Source organism: Streptomyces sp. NBC_01454, from assembly GCF_036227565.1.
Taxonomy (GTDB): domain Bacteria; phylum Actinomycetota; class Actinomycetes; order Streptomycetales; family Streptomycetaceae; genus Streptomyces.
The window spans coordinates 7,588,870-7,606,145 of record NZ_CP109460.1; the positions used below are offsets into that span (position 1 = coordinate 7,588,870).

The following is a 17,276-nucleotide window of genomic DNA, read 5'->3' on the forward strand; positions in this document are numbered from 1 at the left end:
CGTTCGGTCCGGGCGCGGCGCCCATCGGCCCTTGGTGCGGGCCGGGGCATCGAGCAGGCTCGGTAACCGGGGCGGGCACCTCGCCCGGCCCCGCGGGCACACGCCGAGGAGGAGCACCGAGAGGCACCCCCTCGACCCGTCGCCACCCGTACGCCGCCTTTCCGTGGGCCCCGCAGCCACCTCCCACGGGACCGCCGCGGACGGCCTGACGGGCCGGTGCGGGCGGAGCCCGGAGCGCGAAAGAAGGACAGCCATGGAGCCGGAAATCATCACCGTCGGGCTCGACGGCTCGCCGGAGAGTCTGGCGGCCGCGCAGTGGGCGGCTGACGAGGCGGACCGGCGGCAGTCGGTGCTGCGGCTGCTCCATGCCTGGATACTGCTGGCCGCCGAGGCGCCGGACACGCCGCCGGACCGGGACCAGAACGCCGGCGCCCGGCAGATCGTGCGCCGGGCCCGCGACGAGGTACGGGAGGGCCACCCGGGGCTGCGGATCGTCGAGGATCTGGTGGGGTCCGAGGCACAGGACGCACTGGTGCGGGCGGCCGCCGCCTCGCAGATGCTGGTGCTCGGGTCGCGTGCCCTGGGGGCCTGGGAAAGCTATGTGCTCGGCGATGTGAGTCTGGACGTGGTGGGCCGGGCGAGGGGGCCGGTCGTCCTCGTCCGGGCCGGCGACCGGGCGGCGACACCCGGTCACGGACGCGCGCCCGGCAGTGCGCCCGCTCCCGACGCACGGGTGGTCGTCGGCCTCGGCCTGCACGTGCCCTGCGAGCGGCTGCTCGCCTTCGCCTTCGACGCCGCGGCGAGCCGCGGCCTTCCCCTCCAGGCCGTGCACGGGCGCCCGCTGCCCCTGCACGCCTACACCCCCTGGGGCCTCGACCCCGATGCCGAGAAGGAACTGACCAAAGAGGCGGAGGCCGAGATGGGGGAGGCCCTGCGCCCGTGGTGCGAGCGGTTTCCCGAGGTGCTGGTCCAGCAGACAGTCCTCCCGGAGAGCCCGACCCGGGCCCTGGTCCAGACGGTCTTCGGGGCCGAACTCCTCGCGGTCGGCCGCAGGCTGCACCGTCCGCTGCTCGCACCGCGCGTCGGACCGGTGGCGCACGCCGCCATCCACCACGTGGCCTGCCCGGTCGCCGTGGTCCCCGATGACTGAGCGCGACGCGCGCGGCACCGGCCCACCGGCCCCCACCGCCGGCCCTGGCATCCGCCCGGCCCCGGGACGGTTCGCCCTCCCCGGGCCCCGTTCACCCCACTCATGACGACCGGTACGAGACAGGCCCGCCCCTTGCGAGGCAGGCTTGCCGGTACCGGACTTCCCGCCCGTGGCGCCCTCGGAGGCGGCCCGGGCAGACCCGGAGGGACTTGCCGAAAATGACGCACCGCTGTGTGGCAGACCTGATGACCCCCCATGCCGTCGTCGCCCGACGGGGCACGACCTTCAAGGAGATCGCCCGGCTGCTCGACGATTACGAGATCACCGCCGTCCCCGTCCTCGGTGAGAACGAGGAGGTGGTGGGAGTGGTCTCCGAAGCCGATCTGCTGCGCCGGCAGATCGCGAAGCTCGGGGCGACCACCGCCGAAGCGATCATGACGAGCCCCGCCGTGGTGGCACGGCCGGCGTGGAGCGTCGTGGAGGCGGCCAAGCTCATGGAGCAGAAGAAGGTCAAGCGGCTGCCCGTGGTCGATGACGCCGGGCGGCTGATCGGCGTGATCAGCCGCAGCGACCTCGTGCGGCTCTTCCTGCGCCGCGACCGCGCCATCCAGGAAGAGGTGCTGGAAGAGGTGCTCACGCGCACGCTCGGTGTGTCACCGTCCACGGTCACCGTCGATGTCTCCAACGGCTCCGTGACCCTCACCGGCACCCTGGAGCGCACCAGCCTGGTCCGCATCGCCGTGCGGATGTGCGAGGGCGTCGACGGGGTGGTCGAGGTGATCGACCGGCTCACCGCACAACGGGACGACATCCCGCTCGAGCCGCAGAAGGCGCCGGAGTAGCCCGGACCGCGCCCCGGCTCCGCCGCCAGGGCCCCGCCCCGCGGCCGTGCCCGCTCACCAGGCGGTCAGCAGCAGATGGTTGACCAGCAGGGCGACCACGGCCTGCGCGGCCAGCCACCCGCGGTGGGTGCGGGCCGGCAGCAGGGCGCACGCCGGCAGCAGCCACACCGCGAAGGCCAGCCAGATCCGCTCGGTCTCCGCCTTGCTCATCCCGGACAGATCCGCGAGCAGCACCATGCACAGCCCCGCCGCGACCAGAACGGCGAGAGCGTCACGCCCGGCCGGCGCCGTGTGCCGCGCCCCGCGCAGCGCCGGCCACACCGCACCCGCGGCCCGGCGCAGCCCGGCCACGGCCGCCGGACCCACGCTCACCACCTGGGCCGCGAGATTCGCCCACACGAAATAGCCGTACGGGCGTACCTTCGCGGCACCTTGGTAGTACCGCTCGACCAGCGTCGTATAGCCCTCCGGCCACCAGAATCCGCCCCAGGTGAAGGCCACCACCCACACCAGGACACCCGCCCCCAGGTACGGCAACGGGCGGGCCGAGCGCGCGATCAGCAGCACCGCGGCCACGAGCACCACGCACACCGTCAGGCCGTAGGAGAGATACCAGGCCCAGCCCAGCAGCAGCCCCGCGCCCAGGGCGGTCAGCCGGGGCGCCCGGGTACGGCGGGTGGCCGCCAGCGCCAGCAGCGCGACCGCCCAGGCGACGACGCCCGCGAAGTACCCGTCGGCGCTGACCCCGATCCACACCGCCGCCGGGGCGAGCACCAGGAACGGGGCGGCCCGGCGCGCCGGCGCCGCACCGCACAGCGCCCGGACGGTCACCAGGACGGCTGCGGTGAGCGAGGACCCGACGGTGATGCACCAGGCGGCCGCCCAGGCGCCGCCGCCCAGCCCGATCCGGTCCAGCCCGACGAACGTCAGCAGCGCACCCGGCGGATGGCCGGCCACATGCGCCGGCCAGAGGCCCGGGGAGCCGACCAGGATGTGGTGGGTGAAGTCCCGCAGAAAGGCGCCCAGGTCATGGACTCTGTCCACCGATTGCAGATACTCCAGGCCGGTGGTCAGCCGCCCGGCGACGCCACGGTCCCAGCCGTCGACCAGCGCGAGCGACCACGTCCAGGCCATCGCCGCGCCCCACGCGGCCACCGGCAGTACCCGCCACGGCAGCCGCTGTGCGGCCGTCGGCCCCCAGATCACCACCAGCGCGGCCACGGCCAGCGCCGCCGGGGTACCGGGGCCCAGGTGCGGCAGCCACCACGCGTTCAGCGGTGGCCACGCCAGCCGCAGAATGCCCTCGGACCCGTAAACGGTCCGGTTGAGGACCCGCCCGACCACTGCCGCCAGCACGAACAGCGCGACCGCACCGGCAACCGCCCACAGATCGCGACGGCACTCCCGCTTGTCTGCACTCGCTGTCACCGGCCCACCGTAATCCGGCTCCGCGGCCGGACCGCCGACCGCCACCACCCCGCCGGGTGACGCCGGAGATGTCGGCCTGCCGGCCGCGCACCACCACACCCGAACCGCGGGTCCGGCCCGACGGTGAGGTACGCCGCCCCGGCCGAAGACGAGTCGGGGAAGGGCGCCGCCGGACCGGGGCCTCAACTTCCCTCCCTGCGCCAGTAGTTACCCGACGCTGCGTTAGAGCCGGACGACGACGAGGGCGATGTCGTCGGTGGCGCCGGCGCTGACGCCGAGACGGGCCAGCAGCGCGTCGGCGAGGCGCTCCGGGCTGAATCTGCTGAACGGGGCGAGGGCGTCGGTGAGGCGGGCGAGGCTGACGTCGATGTCCTCGTCGCGGCGTTCGATCAGCCCGTCCGTGTAGAGGACGAGGGTGTCGCCCGGCGTGTACGGGACGTGGGCCTGGAGGCGAGGCACCTGTTCGGGGTGGGCGCCCAGGGGCGGGTCGGTGGCCTGGTCCAGGAGTGCGTGGCTGCCGTCGGGGTGCAGCAGGACGGGCGGGGGGTGACCGGCGCAGCTGTAGGTGAGATGGCGGCCGGCGATGTCGATCAGCGCTTGCACCACGGTGGTGGCCAGGGCCTTGTCGACGGACCGGGCGTACAGTCCCAGCACCTTCAGTGCCTGGGCGGGGCCGTTGACCGAGCGGGCGGCGGCGCTGAGGGCGCTGCGGAGCATGCCCATGACGGCGGCGGCCTCCAGCCCGTGGCCAACGACATCGCCGACCGCGACGGCGAATCCATTGGTGGGGAGGTCGACGACGTCGTACCAGTCACCGCAGATGTTCAGCGACCCGATGGCGGGGAGATAGCGCACGGCGACATCGTGGTGCCGGGCGAGGTCCGGGGAGTGGAGCATCGCCTCCTGCAGCGTGAGCGCCACCTGGCGTTCGCGGGCGTGGGCCCGGCGCAGCTCCTCGTTGAGGTGTTGCAGCGCCCGGGCCCGGACGTACAGCTCCGCCTCCATCGCCTCCTCGCGTTCGCTCAGCTGCCCGCCGGGCAGCCGGCGCGAACGGCGGGAGAGCACGAACGCGGTCACGTCCTCCACCCGGTGGATGACCCACGCCACCGTGCCGTCCGGTCCGATGACCGGGGTGTTGATCGTGGACCACCAGCGCTCCTCGAAATCGCCCGGCCGGTTCACCAGGGGGATGTCGTACCGCTGGACCGCCATCGTGTCCGGTTCCCCGGTGGCCAGGACACGGCGCAGCGAGGGATACAGGTTCTGCACCCCTTCGGCGTCGGGGTCCGCGGGGTTGTCCGGAAAGGCGTCGAAGACGAACTGGCCCACCAGCTCGTCCCGGGTGCGCCCGGTCGCCTGGAGGTAGGCCTCATTGACGTCCACGATCACCAGATCAGGATCGAGGACCAGGCATGCGCTGGGGGTCGCGGCGAACAGCGCCGCATGGTCGAGGTCCGGTCTCCGCACGCGCTCCTGCCCCCTCTCGGCCGGCTCCGGGCCCCCACCCGGCCAATCTAAGAGAGGCCCGGCGCCTTCGCCCGCCGGACGGCCCCGGGCCACCGCAGCCCGGGAGCGCCGCTTCGCACCCCCGCCGCTCCCGGGGCGGCACACGGCACGGCAGCGCCGGGGCTCCCCTCCGCCGCCCCGCTCACCCGAACGGCGGGCACGCCCGGCCGGGGCGCCGCCGGCCGGGTCAGGGGGCGATGCGCACCACGGCCTCGATCTCGACCGCGATGCCGAACGGCAGGCTCATCATGCCGACGGCCGAACGGGCGTGCGAGCCGCACTCGGGCCCGAAGACCTCGGTGAGCAGATCCGAGGCGCCTTCCGCCACCACGTGCTGCTCCTGGAAGTCGGGCGCCGACTGCACCATGACCAGCAGCTTGACGAACTCCCGGATGCGGTCGAGGTCACCGAGTTCGGCCTGGAGTGCGGAGAGGATGTTCATCGTGACCAGCCGGGCGGCTTCCTTGCCGTCCTCCACCGTGAAGTCGGCGCCCAGCCGCCCCCGGTACTTCACCGAACCGTCGGGGTTGAGCGGACCGTGTCCGGAGACGAAGACCAGCTCGCCGACCGTCTTCGCCGGCACGTAATTCGCCAGCTTCGGCAGCAGCGGCGGCAATGCCAGCCCGAGTTCTTCCAGCCGGCGAGAGACCTGACCCATCGGTTTTCTCCTCAGTCTTCGTTCGGGGTTGCGGAGGCCACGGGCGCGGCAGGCGCACCCTGCGCCGTGCCGGACCCGGTGGTGGGGCGGGCGGCGAAGGCCCGCAGGGAGTGGAACGCGAGCAGGCCGGCGACGGCGAAGACCGTCACCAGAATCGAGAACGACCGGACGTCCGGCGGAATCCTGCTCACGACAAGTGACGAAAGGCTGCCGCCGGCCATCTGCACCGCCCCCAGCAGACCGGAGGCCGCGCCCGCCATGGCGGAGAACGAGGTCACGCCGCCCGCCACGGACATCGGGAACAGGAAGCCGTTGCCGATGGTCACCACCGTCATCATGACCAGCAGCGGCCACGGCGTCTGCGGATCGGTCAGCCCCAGCGCCAGCAGCACCAACGCCCCGCCGGAGAAGATGACATGACCCCGGACGAGCAGATGGTCGATCGAGTACCGTGCGACCAGACGACGCGACAGCAGGTTGCCCGTGATGTAGGCGGCGGCGATGCTGATGTAGCAGTAGCCGTTGATCTCGGTGCTCATGCCCAGGCGCTGGAAGATCACCGGGGAGGCGACCAGGTAGCCGGTGTACACCGCGTACCCCACGCCCAGGTTGAGGCCGAAGCCCCAGAACTTGGCGCTCGCCAGCAGATGCCGGTAGTTCCCCACCGTCGTCCGCAGCCGCCGCGCCCGGCGCTCCTGAGGCAGCGACTCCGGCACCCTGAGGACGACGGCAACCACGGTGGCCACCGCGATCAGGGCCGTCAGGAAGAAGGGCGAGCGCCACGACAGCAGGGTGGTCAGATAGCCGCCCATCAGCGGGGAGATGGCCGGTGAGGCGCCGACCACCGGCATGATCGTGGTGAAGACGCGTGCCGCGGTCTGCTGGCCGTACAGATCGCCGACGATGGCGCGGGCCAGCACGAGTCCCGCGCCCGCGCCGAGCGCCTGGAGCAGCCGCGCCGCGGCGAAGACGGCGATGTTCGGCGCGAGCGCGCAGGCCAGCGAGGCCACCGCATAGAGGGAGAAGCCGCCGATGACCAGGCGCCGTCGGCCGAGGGCGTCGGACCAGGGTCCGTACAGCAGTTGCGCCACGAGCAGCCCCACGAGGTAGGGGCTGAACGTCGCCTGCACCGCCGAGACGGACGTGCCCAGGGCGTGGGCGGTCTGTGCCAGCCCCGGAAGGTTGATGTCCGAGGACATCAACCCGCCCACACTCAGCGAGATGAGCACCGCGAGAAGCAACGGCGGGACCTTGGCCTCGGTGTTGTCCATGCCTGCCCTTCCGGACGCCGGTGCGCCCTGGGCCCGCCGCCTGGACGACGGGGCCGGGCCGGTTGCTGTCTCGTACAACGATCGGTGAGAAAGCCTAATGATCGCGATGCTGGAGGACACCCTCCTCTCGGACCGTTGCCCCTGCCCCGTTGGGCTCCGCGAGGTGGTCCGAACAGCGCCAACCGGTGCGCGTTTCCCCCGGGACGGACCGCCGGCAGTAGCGTCGGAGGTATGCGTGCCTTCATCGTCGATGCCTTCACCGACCGGCCGTTCGCCGGGAATCCCGCCGGCGTCTGTCTGCTGGACGAGCCGGCCGACGCCGCCTGGATGCAACGGGTCGCCGCCGAACTCAACCTGTCGGAAACGGCCTTTGTCCATCCCGCAGGGGACCACACCTACGGATTGCGGTGGTTCACACCGACCGTGGAGGTCGATCTGTGCGGCCACGCCACGCTGGCCACCGCCCACATCCTCTACCGGAGCCGGCCCACCGCCCCTGGCACGGAGCTGCGCTTCGAGACCCTGAGCGGAGTGCTGACCGCCCGCCGGCACCACCGGGGCGCCCTCACCCTGGACTTCCCCACGGACCCGCCGACCGCCACCGCCGTGCCGTCCCGGCTCGCCGAGGCCCTCGGCGCCGAGCCGGTGTGGACGGGCCGGGCCCGGCACGATCTGCTCGTGGAGTTGCCGAAGGCGGAAGAAGTGCGGGATCTGGCCCCGGACATCGCCGCGCTGGCCGGGTTCAGCGGACGGGCGGTGATCGTGACCGCCGGTGCCCAGGAGGGCGACGACCACGACTTCGTCTCCCGGGTCTTCGCCCCCGCCGCCGGTATCCCCGAGGACCCGGTCACCGGCGCCGCCCACTGCGTCCTCGCACCGCACTGGGCCGGACGGCTCGGGCGTACCACGCTGACCGGTGTGCAACTGTCCGCGCGCGGCGGGCGGGTGGGCGTCGAGCTGTGCGACGACCGGGTCACGCTGCTGGGCCACGCGGTGACCGTGTTCGACGGAGAGCTCTCGTCCTGAGGCGTACGCCGGGGTACCCGCGTACGCCGCGACACACGCTCGTGAGCCCCGCCTCCCGGCTGTACCGGGAGGCGGGGCTCACTGCCGGCGCCCGCGCGCTCAGGGGCGGATGAGCACCTTCAGGGCCTCGCGCTCGGCCATGGCCTTGTAGCCGTCCGGAACCCCGTCCAGCCCGACGGTGCGGTCGAAGATCGCAGCGGCGTCGAGCCGCCCGGACAGCACATCGGGCAGGAGCTCGGGGATATAGGCCCGGGCGGGGGTGACACCGCCGGACAAGGTGATGTTGCGGCGGTAGAACCGCCGTACGTCGACGCCCTCACCGTCCTGCGGCACGCCCACATAGCCGACCGCGCCACCGGGACGCGTCATGTCGAGGGCGTCCCGCAGCGCCGCGCCGGTTCCGACGCACTCCAGCACCGCGTCCGCGCCATGGCCGCCGGTGAGCTCCTTGACCCGCTCGACGGCCGCCGCGCCGCGCTCCGCCACCACCTCGACGGCGCCGAACCGGCGGGCCAGGTCGGTACGCCGGGGGTGCCGCCCCAGCACGATGAGGCGCCGCGCACCGAGCCGGGCAGCGGCCAGGACCGCACAGAGCCCGACCGCGCCGTCACCGATGACGGCCACCGTGCTGTCGGGACCCACCCGCGCGGAAAGGGCGGCGTGATGCCCCGTGCACAGCACATCGGCCAGCGCCAGGACCGCCGGTACCCGGGGGTCCTCCGGCTCCATCGGCAGCGGGACGAGCGTGCCGTCCGCCTGCGGCACCCGCACCCGCTCGCCCTGGCCGCCGTCCAGGGCCCCGCCCCAGAATCCGCCGTGGAGACACGAGCAGTGCAGCCCCGCACGGCAGAACTCGCAGCTGCCGTCGGACCACTTGAAGGGGGCGAGCACCAGGTCGCCGGGGCGTACGGAGGTGACCTCCGCGCCGGTTTCCTCGACCACCCCGAGGAATTCGTGCCCGAGCCGGATGCCGTCCGGCGTCGGTGCGAGCTTCTGGTAGCGCCAGAGGTCGCTTCCGCAGATCGCGGCATGGGTGACCTTCACCAACGCGTCGGTCGGCCGGTCGAGCCGGGCGTCGGGCACCTCCCTCACCTGGACGTCCCCTGCCCCGAACATCACTGCTGCCCGCACAGTCGCACTCCTGGAATCGCTTGCCAAGGCCCTTTGGGCCCGCTGTCGTTCGGTCGCCGCGCACCCGGCCGCTCTACGTGGACGGTCCACGCGCGGCGCGTGAGCCCGGCCGCGAGCCGGCCGGCCGACTCGCCTGCCACGAGGAGTTCCACCAGGCCCGCGTCCTTGTGGGTCGCGTGCTCGAGGCGGATGTCCTCGATGTTCGCCCCCGTCAGCGAAGCGTCGGCCAGCAGCCGGGCCAGCTCGTTCGCCCGGTCCCGCAGGACGACCCGAACTGATGAGTATGGTAGGGCAGTTCCGCCGTGTTTGCCGGGGATCCTGGCACGCCCCGTGTTGCCCCGGCGGAGCAGAGCGGTCAGTTCCGCCGCCGGGTCGGACCGCGCCGGACCGGAGGGATGCGCGGCCAGCGCCCGCAGCGCCCGCAGCGCCACGTCGAGGTCCTCGGCGAGCCCGCCCAGGACCTCCGCCACGGCCTCCGCATTGGTCGCGAGGATGTCCGTCCACAGTCCGGCGTCGCCCGCGGCGATCCGGGTGACATCACGCAGCCCCTGGCCGGCGAGGCGTACCGCGAAGTCCTCGCCGTCGCACAGACGGGCCGCCATCAGCGTGGCGAGGAGATGGGGCACATGGGAGACGAGCGCGACGGCGCGGTCGTGCGCGTCCGGGCCCAGCACCACGGGCACCGAGCCGCACAGCCTGACCAGCTCCAGTCCACGGCGCAGTACGGCGGGTTCGGTCGCCGGATGCGGCGTGAGCACCCAGGGCCGCCCGTCGAAGAGGTCCGCCCGGCCCGCCCGCGGACCCGAGCGCTCCCGCCCCGCCATGGGATGGCCGCCGACGAAAGAGGTCAGATCGCACCCGCGGGCCTCCAGATCGGCCTGGGTACGGGCCTTCACGCCGGCCACATCGGTGTATGCCTGCGCCAGACCGTCCTTCTGGTGCTCCTCCAGTACCTGTGCCACCGTCCCCGGCGGCACCGCGAGCACCGCGAGGTCCACCGGCGCCGGGGGAGCGCCGACCGTGCCGGCCCCCAGTGCGGCGGCGGTGCGGGCCGCGGCTTCGTCCCGGTCGATGAGGTAGGTGGTCACGCCCCGTGCCGTGAGGGCGAGGGCGACGGAGGTGCCGATGAGGCCGGTGCCGACGACCGCGGCGGTGCGCAGCTCTGGTAGGGCCACTTGCTATCCCTGGCCCATCCGGTGGGTGAGGTGCGAGGCAAGCCGTCGTACCCCTTCCTCGATCTGATCCGGCGTCAAATAGCTGGCCGACAGCCGGATCTGACGCTCGCCCCCGTCGCCCAGGTAGAAGTAGCTCATGGGCGTCCAGATCACGCCGTAGTCGCGCGCCGCCTCCTCCAGGAACGCGTTGTCGGCGGCGAAGGGAAGGGTCAGTACGAGGAAGAACCCGCCGTCCGGCACGTTCCACCGCACCTGCCACCGGTCCTGGGGCAGATGCCGAGCGAGCGCGCCCAGCAGCGCCTCCATGTTCCCGCGGTAGAAGTCGATGAGGTCCTTGTTGGCGTCCCGCAGCCGGCAGTCGTGGGCGACGAGCATGCCGCCGATGACGGCCTGGGCGAGCGCCGGGGTGTTGACCGTGACCATGCTCTTGATCTTCGACAGCTCGTCCGCGAGGAGGGTGCGCACCCCGTCGGCACCGGTGACCGGCTGGTCGGCGAGGACGTAGCCGACCCGCGCCCCCGGGAAGCACGTCTTGGCGAAGGAGCCGAAATAGATCACCTGGTGCCGGGAGTCGAGCGACTTCAGGGTGGGCCGGCGCTCCCCGGTGCGGCTGAAGAACCCGTAGGGGTTGTCCTCCAGCAGCAGCAGCTCCTCGTCGGCGGCGAGGTCGAGCAGCTGATGCCGCTTGGCGGTGGGCATCGATGTCCCGGACGGGTTCGAGAAGTCCGGGATCACATAGAGGGCCCGCGGCCGCTTGCCTTCGGCGCGCACCGCGGCGAGTGTGGAACGCAGCGCGGCGAGGTCCAGCCCGGCCCCGTCCTCGGGAACCGGCACCGTCTCGGCCCCCAGCAGCCGCGCCGCGCCCGTGATCCCCACGTACCCGGGGTCGGTGACCAGCAGCACGTCATCCGGGCCGGCGAGGAGGGCCCTGAGCACCAGGACCATCGCCTCCTGGCAGCCCACGGTGATCACGATGCCCGACGGATCGGTGTGGATCCCCTCGTCGTGGGCGATCGTCCGGGCGACCAGCTCGTGGATCTGCCCGTTGGTCCGTCCGTACTGGAAGAGCGCGGTGCGCACCTCCTCGGGAGTGCGTCCGAGGTCCTGTTCCAGGTACCGCGTATAGGTGTCGAGGTAGGTGCTGATCCGGTCCACCTCGAAGAACCCGTCATAGGGACGGCCCGGACCGAACGAGACCGCGTCGGGGTAGCGCAGCGTCACCTCGTTGAGGAAGTTCATCACGTCGAGCAGCGGGTCCGAGAGCGACGAGTGGAGATCGGCCGCCCGCAGCCCGGTGTCCGGTCCGGGCCGCCGCATTACGCCTGCTCCTGCCAGAGCACCGGGCAGAACTCCGGGTCCGTGTAGTCGGGGTGGCCGTCGGGCGTCCGCCGGACCAGTACGTCGTTGTTGTAGACGACCTGCTCGCCCGTGGAGATCTGGAACGGCCGCCACTGGTTCGTCCGGTCCTGGAGGTGGAAGGAGACCGCGCGGCGGGGGCGGTCGCTGCGGTTGACGCCGCTGCCGTGGTACGTCCGGCAGTGGTGGAAACTGATGTGCCCCTTCGGAATGACGACGGGGACCTTGCGCACCGTCTCGTTGTTGAAGGCGGCGTTCTCCTCCAGCATCTCGTCCAGCTCCGACCGGTCCCGCTCGGCGAAGTGCCGCGTGGTCGCGTCGTTCCCGCCCACCTCCTTCCAGCGGTGGCTGCCGTCGACCATCGTGATGGTGCCCATCTCCTCGTCACAGTCGTGGAAGGGGATGAAGGCGGTCAGCATCTCGTCGGAAGTACAGGTCTGCCAGTAGTGCCGGTCGAAGTGCCAGGGCACGATGGTGCCCTCGTCCTCGGGGCGCGGGGGCTTGTAGATGAGGGTGCTGTTCCACAGCCGTATCTGGCTGGTCCGGGCGATCCGCGCGGCGACCGCGGCGATGACCGGCTTGGACAGGATGCGGCGGACGGTGTCGTCCTCGTGGAAGATGTAGTCGTTGTGCCGGTGGACATCGCCCTGGGACGGCTCCCAGTACGCCAGGCGCGGCGGGCGGACCGGAAGGGTCCGGTCGCGGTGACCGCCGTAGAACCGCTCGCTCGCCTCCACCAGGGTGTCGACCTCGTCGTCGGTGAGCAGCTTGCGCGACAGATACCAGCCGTGCTCCTGATAGAACGCCACCTCCTCTTCGGAGGGCAGCAGCTTCCGGTCGTCGGGGCTGAGCTGGAATGCGTCAGTGGTCATCGTTCATCCTTCCGCCGGGCCGTGGAATCCGTACTGCGCTGCCGTGGCCGGCCCGCGGGCCAGCAGCGTCGGGTCGAGGTCCTTGAGGGACGGACAGCCGGACAGCGCCATGGCGTCCTCCAGTTCGTCCCGCAGCGTGCTGAGCACCTGGCGGGCGCCCGCTTCTCCGTCGGCGGCCAGGCCCCACAGCACCGGTCGGCCGACGAAGACCGCCTGCGCCCCCAGGGCCAGCGCCTTGAGCACGTCGGTGCCGTGCCGGACGCCGCCGTCGAGGAACACCGGACAGCGCCCGCCGACCGCCCGCACCACTTCCGGCAGCGCGTCCAACGTGGCCGTGACGCCGTCGAGTTGGCGCCCGCCGTGGTTGGACACCACCAGCCCGTCGACTCCGAGTTCGGCGGCGTGCGCCGCGTCCTCGGCGGTGAGCACGCCCTTGAGGACGAGGGGCAGCCGGGTCTGCGACCGCAGCCAGTCGAGGTCCGTCCAGTTCAGCGACGGGTCGATGAAGGCGTCGGCATGCCGGGACAGGGCCGAGCTGCCGTCGCGCCGGTCGTGCAGGAAGCCGGTGACCTCACCGTCCAGATTGCGCGCCGCGATGTGCGGCGGCAGGTGGAAGCCGTGGCGCGCCTCGCGCAGCCGCCTGCCGAGCCGCGGGGTGTCCACGGTGAGCACCAGGGCGCGGAACCCGGCGGACTCCGCACGTCGCACCACCTTCTGCAGGACGTCACGCCGGTGCAGCCAGTAGAGCTGCAGCCACAGAGGGCCGGCGGCCTCCGCGGCGATGTCCTCGAAGGTCCGGCTGGCGAAGATACTGACCACGGTGGGCGCCGACAGGCTGCCGGCGGCCCGCACCGTCGCCACCTCGCCCTCCTTGCAGGCGAGTTCGTGGTACGCCATGGGGGCCACGCCGAGCGGTACCCCGACCGGGTCGCCCAGGACCGTGGCCGACAGCTCGCACCGGGCGACATCGACCATCACCCGGGGCCGGATCCGGAGCCGGCCGAAGGCGGCGCGGTTGGCCGCAACGGTGCTCTCCGTGCCGGCGCCGCCTTCGACGTAGTGCCAGGTCGCCGCGGGCAGTTGCGCCTGGGCGAGCGGAGCGTACTCGCCGACCGTCAGCGGCCGGACGGGCGTGCCGCCGGTCACCGAGCACCGGCGCCGGCCTGGGCCCGCTCGACCGCCTCGTACAGCCCTTTGATGTTGCCGCTGCCGAAGGTCTGTGCCCCGCGCCGCTCGATGAGTTCGAGGAAGAACGTCCCCCGGGCGTGCGGGGAGCGGGTGAAGATCTGGTACAGCAGGCCCCATTCGTCCCGGTCGGCGAGCACGGACAGCTCGCGCAGTACGTCCAGATCGCCACCGAGGGAACCCACCCGGCCTTCCACCGCCTCGTAGTACGGGGCAGGGGTGTGCAGGAACTCGACGCCGTGGGCCGAGAGCTTCTTCACCGCCGTGGCAATGTCCGAGGTGCCGAAAGCCAGATGCTGGACGCCGGCTCCGCCGTGGGCTTCGAGAAATGCGTCGATCTGGCCGGGCTTGCGCCGCACATCGGGTTCGAGAAACGTGAAGGTGATCGCACCGGATGCGCTGCGCACCACCTTGGATTCCATTGCCTGGTCGCCGACCTCGATGAACTCCTCGAAGGCCTCGTCGAATCCCAGCGCGTGCTGGTAGAAGGAAATGGTGCGGGCCAGTTCACCGGCCGGGAGACAGACCGCGAAATGGTCGAGAGTATGCAGCTGTTCGCCGCCCTCGGAATCCCCGGCGGTCTTCAGCGTACGCAGCTGGGGACCGGGCAACTGCCCTTCGTGCTCGTACTGCACAAAGGAGTGGACGAGATCGCCGAACGCCGCGACCGTGGCGGTGGTGACCGTGCCGTCCGGCTGCTCGACGACGGACGGGGCGGCCAACGGCTCGGCACCCTGCCCGACCGCACGCCGGAACGCGCCCTCGGCGTCCGCGGTCCGCAGCGCGATGTTCGCCACCCCGTCCCCGTGGCGGGCCACGTACCGCGCGACCGTCCCGTCGGAGGTCAGGTCCGAGGTCATGAGGAGACGGATGTCCCCCTGGGCGAGCAGAATCGATCTGCGGTCCGCGAGGCCGGTTTCCGGACCGCCCTCGGCGATCGCCTCGAATCCGAATGCAGTGCGGTAGTAAAAGGCGGCTTGCCGGGCGTCCCCGACAAAGAATTCCACATGGCTGACGCTTAAGTCACTCAACGAAACCCCCGCTGGGTAGTGCGAGACACGGCCCGCCACCCCATCGGGAAGGGAGCGCAAGCCGAACGAAAGAGTGCAGCCAAATTAACTGCTGGCCGGCATCCGGCAGAACACACCTTCGGAGGCTTGCGCTTCGTCGTTGGTCACCCCGGGATACTCCAATGGTCGCCCGCCGGATACCACGCCCAACTATCCGAAGATGCCATGTTGGTAGGCGTACAGACCGGCCCGCAGCCGGTCGGGCTGGCCGATTTTCCGCATGGCCTGGGTCAGATGCTTCTTCACCGTGGCCTCGGCCAGGAACAGTTCGGAGGCGATCTCCGAGTTGCTCAGACCGCGGGCGAGCTTGCCCAGTACGGCGCGTTCGCGCTCCGTCAGCCGGGCCTCGGCGGGGGAGGGCCCGTCGATCGCCAGCGTCACCTCCACCGGCTGGACCGTGGGCGCCGGCAGGAACACCGCGCCGCCCAGCGCGACCGTGGTCACGGCCCGGATGATCTGGTCCTCGTCCATCGCGGGATCGATACAGCCGTGCACCCCGCCCGTCAGCACCTGGGAGACCTCCACGCTCGTGGCGGCGGGGTGCAGCAGAATCACCTTCGCACCCGGTGCGGCATGGACCGACAGCAGCTTCTGTGCGGCGGCCGCGTCCGAGGCGAGACCCTCACGCGTGCCGACGAGGATGACATCCGGCTGTTCCTCGCGGAAGGCGTCCGCGGCCTGCTCCGGGTCGCCGAAGCTGCTGGTGACGCGCAACTCCGGTGCCGAGGCCAGAATCGTACGGAGCCCGGCCCGGGTCACCGACTGCTCCGCCACCAGCATCACCCGCACCGCGGGGTGGGAGGACGGCTCCCCGGGCGCGCCCCGCCCGGCCTCCGGGTCCTGCCCCGTGACGCTCCCGTACCTCCGGGTGCCCCACCGTTCTAAGTGCGTTTCCTCCAGCACCGCATCCCCCGTTCTTCCAGAGAACTTGTCTCACGCGAGCACATGTTGTTGGTCGGCGGGCAGAGGCGGTCGGACCCCGGCCCCCTTGGGGCGTCGGTTCTCCCTGCTCACCCGAGAGCAAAGCGACGGGCTCGCCGGCGCGATCGCCCGGCGGCTGCCCGGGTCCGGTGCGCACCTGCCGGCACTGCGGTACGGCGAAGACCGGGCGCGGCACGCTCAACTTCCCTGTCCTCTCGGTGAGTCGACGGCGTACGGTGTCCCTGCGCCGCCCGCCGCCGGCGTCCTGCTCCGAGCGGCGCACCGTCCCCTCCCCCCTCAACCCATGGGCCGGCCGACCTGTTCCGCGACGAACGACATCCATGTGTGTCATTTTCTTCCGGGCGGGGCGGAAGACCGTCCGACGCGAGCTCGCCCGGGATGACCGGAACGGGTCGATGGACCGAACGGATTCGGTCAGCCTACTGCCCCGAGTGATCATCGAACCGTTTGAATTCGCCGTGCCATCACCCCCGTTGAGCTCGCGGCCGCCACAAGTCGGCCCTCCCTCGACACGACGGCCGAGGCCCCGCATCCGTCGAACGGTGCCGCCGATGGCTTCAGGGTGCATGACCCCCGTGGCGTGCAGCACGGCAGAACAGCCGTCATGCCGGGCCTTGCCCAGCCTTTGTCGCGCTCTTGCCCAATTTTTGCCCGGTGCTTGGTCAACCTGCGGCCCGAGCATCACGAAGCCCGCCTCGTCCGGCCCCTGGGCAGAAGCGGAGCGGGCCGCTCCAGATGTGCCTTCCGCGGTATTCTGCCCGCAATCCGCCCTCTCTCCCTCACATGGCGTATTGTCCTGACATGGATTTCACCGGGAGAGTCTGGGGCGCGACCGCCGCCGAGCAGGAGGCGCACTATCCGTGCGACGAGCTTTTGGCGGTCCCCTGTGAAGGCTGGATCCGGGCCGTTGACGTGGCAGCGCCCTGCGCCACGGTCTTCCGCTGGGTCCGCCAGCTGACGGTCGCGCCGTACAGCTACGACTGGATCGACTTCCACGGCCGCAAGAGCCCCGACCGGCTCACCCCGGGGCTGGCCCCCCTGGAGGCCGGACAGCGGTTTATGGTCTTCGACCTCGTGGACTTCGCCACGGACCAGCACATCACCGGGGTGCTGCCCGCGGAGCCGGCGCGGCGGCACGGCCAGATGGCCGTCAGCTATGTCGTCCTTCCGCGCGGCGACGGCTGCCGGCTCCTGGTGAAGGTCGCCAGCGAATCGCGGCGTCCGCTGAGCCGCCGGCTGCAGCGGCGGCTTCTTGCCTGGGGGGACCTGGTCATGATGCGCAAACAGCTGCTGACGCTGAAGAAGTTCGCCGAGCGGGACGCGGCGGCCAAGAGGCACTGAGTGACAGGGAATTCGCGGTTCTCCTGTGATCATCCTCCGATGCCCGGCACCAGGCGGGCGCACTCCCGAGAACTCCGTCCCCAGTTCCCCCGCCAACGGCATTGTGCTGAGCGGGGATTGATGGTTTCGACGGGCCGGATGGTGGGAGTGTCCTGGTTCTGCGGAAGCCGCCGGGAGGCCGTTCGAAGTCCGGTCCGTACTGTTGCCGGCGACTTCCGGTGACTTCTGCCGGATGGCTGTGCGCGGCTGCCGGAAGGCGGGAAAGGCGGGCGAACGGGCCGCATCCGGGCTGCTTAGGCGCCCATTCTTCCGTCCCTGCCATG

At 71.7% G+C, this 17,276-nt stretch carries 15 protein-coding genes; 4 read left to right on the top strand and 11 right to left on the bottom strand.

Translation table 11 applies throughout. The features are described from left to right. The first annotated feature begins 253 nt into the window (after positions 1–253). Complete coding sequence (locus tag OIU81_RS33600; protein ID WP_329153906.1) at positions 254–1,150, top strand: universal stress protein; 897 nt, start codon at positions 254–256, stop codon at positions 1,148–1,150. 218 nt (positions 1,151–1,368) lie between these two features. Further along, positions 1,369–1,992: a CBS domain-containing protein gene (locus tag OIU81_RS33605; RefSeq protein WP_329153909.1), complete on the top strand. Its 624-nt coding sequence runs from the start codon at positions 1,369–1,371 to the stop codon at positions 1,990–1,992. Between the two features lie 54 nt (positions 1,993–2,046). Here OIU81_RS33605 and OIU81_RS33610 read toward each other — a convergent pair whose 3' ends face one another. The 4 genes from OIU81_RS33610 to OIU81_RS33625 all read right to left on the bottom strand — a co-directional run bounded on the left by OIU81_RS33610 (position 2,047) and on the right by OIU81_RS33625 (position 6,855). Then, the gene (locus OIU81_RS33610) at positions 2,047–3,420 is read right to left on the bottom strand and encodes a hypothetical protein (RefSeq protein ID WP_443074084.1); all 1,374 of its coding nucleotides are present in this window, start codon (positions 3,418–3,420) and stop codon (positions 2,047–2,049) included. 222 nt (positions 3,421–3,642) lie between these two features. Beyond that, positions 3,643–4,887, bottom strand: a complete 1,245-nt coding sequence (locus OIU81_RS33615) for a PP2C family protein-serine/threonine phosphatase (RefSeq protein ID WP_329153911.1) — start codon at positions 4,885–4,887, stop codon at positions 3,643–3,645. A 226-nt stretch (positions 4,888–5,113) separates the two neighbouring features. Beyond that, positions 5,114–5,584, bottom strand: coding sequence for a RidA family protein (locus OIU81_RS33620; RefSeq protein WP_329153912.1), 471 nt, complete (start codon positions 5,582–5,584; stop codon positions 5,114–5,116). An 11-nt stretch (positions 5,585–5,595) separates the two neighbouring features. Then, the gene (locus OIU81_RS33625; protein ID WP_329153914.1) at positions 5,596–6,855 is read right to left on the bottom strand and encodes a multidrug effflux MFS transporter; all 1,260 of its coding nucleotides are present in this window, start codon (positions 6,853–6,855) and stop codon (positions 5,596–5,598) included. Between the two features lie 231 nt (positions 6,856–7,086). Here OIU81_RS33625 and OIU81_RS33630 point away from each other — a divergent pair, with 231 nt between their 5' ends. Continuing rightward, complete coding sequence (locus OIU81_RS33630) at positions 7,087–7,881, top strand: PhzF family phenazine biosynthesis protein (protein ID WP_329153916.1); 795 nt, start codon at positions 7,087–7,089, stop codon at positions 7,879–7,881. A gap of 99 nt (positions 7,882–7,980) precedes the next feature. Here the strand turns inward: OIU81_RS33630 and OIU81_RS33635 are convergent, their stop codons facing one another. The 7 genes from OIU81_RS33635 to OIU81_RS33665 all read right to left on the bottom strand — a co-directional run bounded on the left by OIU81_RS33635 (position 7,981) and on the right by OIU81_RS33665 (position 15,450). Next, positions 7,981–9,012 carry a zinc-binding dehydrogenase gene (locus tag OIU81_RS33635; RefSeq protein ID WP_443074085.1) on the bottom strand — a complete coding sequence of 344 codons (1,032 nt, stop codon included), beginning with the start codon at positions 9,010–9,012 and terminating at the stop codon, positions 7,981–7,983. Continuing rightward, positions 8,997–10,172: a prephenate dehydrogenase gene (locus OIU81_RS33640; RefSeq protein ID WP_443074175.1), complete on the bottom strand. Its 1,176-nt coding sequence runs from the start codon at positions 10,170–10,172 to the stop codon at positions 8,997–8,999. Before OIU81_RS33640 ends, OIU81_RS33635 begins: the two co-directional genes overlap by 16 nt. 18 nt (positions 10,173–10,190) lie before the next feature. Further along, entirely contained in the window at positions 10,191–11,504 is a 1,314-nt protein-coding gene (locus OIU81_RS33645; protein WP_329153921.1) for an aminotransferase-like domain-containing protein, read from the bottom strand. Next, complete coding sequence (locus tag OIU81_RS33650; RefSeq protein ID WP_329153922.1) at positions 11,504–12,415, bottom strand: phytanoyl-CoA dioxygenase family protein; 912 nt, start codon at positions 12,413–12,415, stop codon at positions 11,504–11,506. Before OIU81_RS33650 ends, OIU81_RS33645 begins: the two co-directional genes overlap by 1 nt. A 3-nt stretch (positions 12,416–12,418) precedes the next feature. Next, complete coding sequence (locus OIU81_RS33655) at positions 12,419–13,561, bottom strand: alpha-hydroxy acid oxidase (RefSeq protein WP_329153924.1); 1,143 nt, start codon at positions 13,559–13,561, stop codon at positions 12,419–12,421. Continuing rightward, positions 13,558–14,607, bottom strand: coding sequence for a 4-hydroxyphenylpyruvate dioxygenase (gene hppD, locus OIU81_RS33660; protein ID WP_329153926.1), 1,050 nt, complete (start codon positions 14,605–14,607; stop codon positions 13,558–13,560). Before hppD ends, OIU81_RS33655 begins: the two co-directional genes overlap by 4 nt. Before the next feature lie 213 nt (positions 14,608–14,820). Beyond that, positions 14,821–15,450: a response regulator transcription factor gene (locus OIU81_RS33665; RefSeq protein ID WP_329331514.1), complete on the bottom strand. Its 630-nt coding sequence runs from the start codon at positions 15,448–15,450 to the stop codon at positions 14,821–14,823. Positions 15,451–16,413: 963 nt separating this feature from the next. Between OIU81_RS33665 and OIU81_RS33670 the strand changes: the two genes are divergently transcribed. Further along, positions 16,414–16,953 (top strand): hypothetical protein, encoded by a 540-nt coding sequence (locus OIU81_RS33670; RefSeq protein ID WP_329153930.1) that lies wholly within the window; start codon positions 16,414–16,416, stop codon positions 16,951–16,953. Positions 16,954–17,276 lie beyond the last annotated feature (323 nt).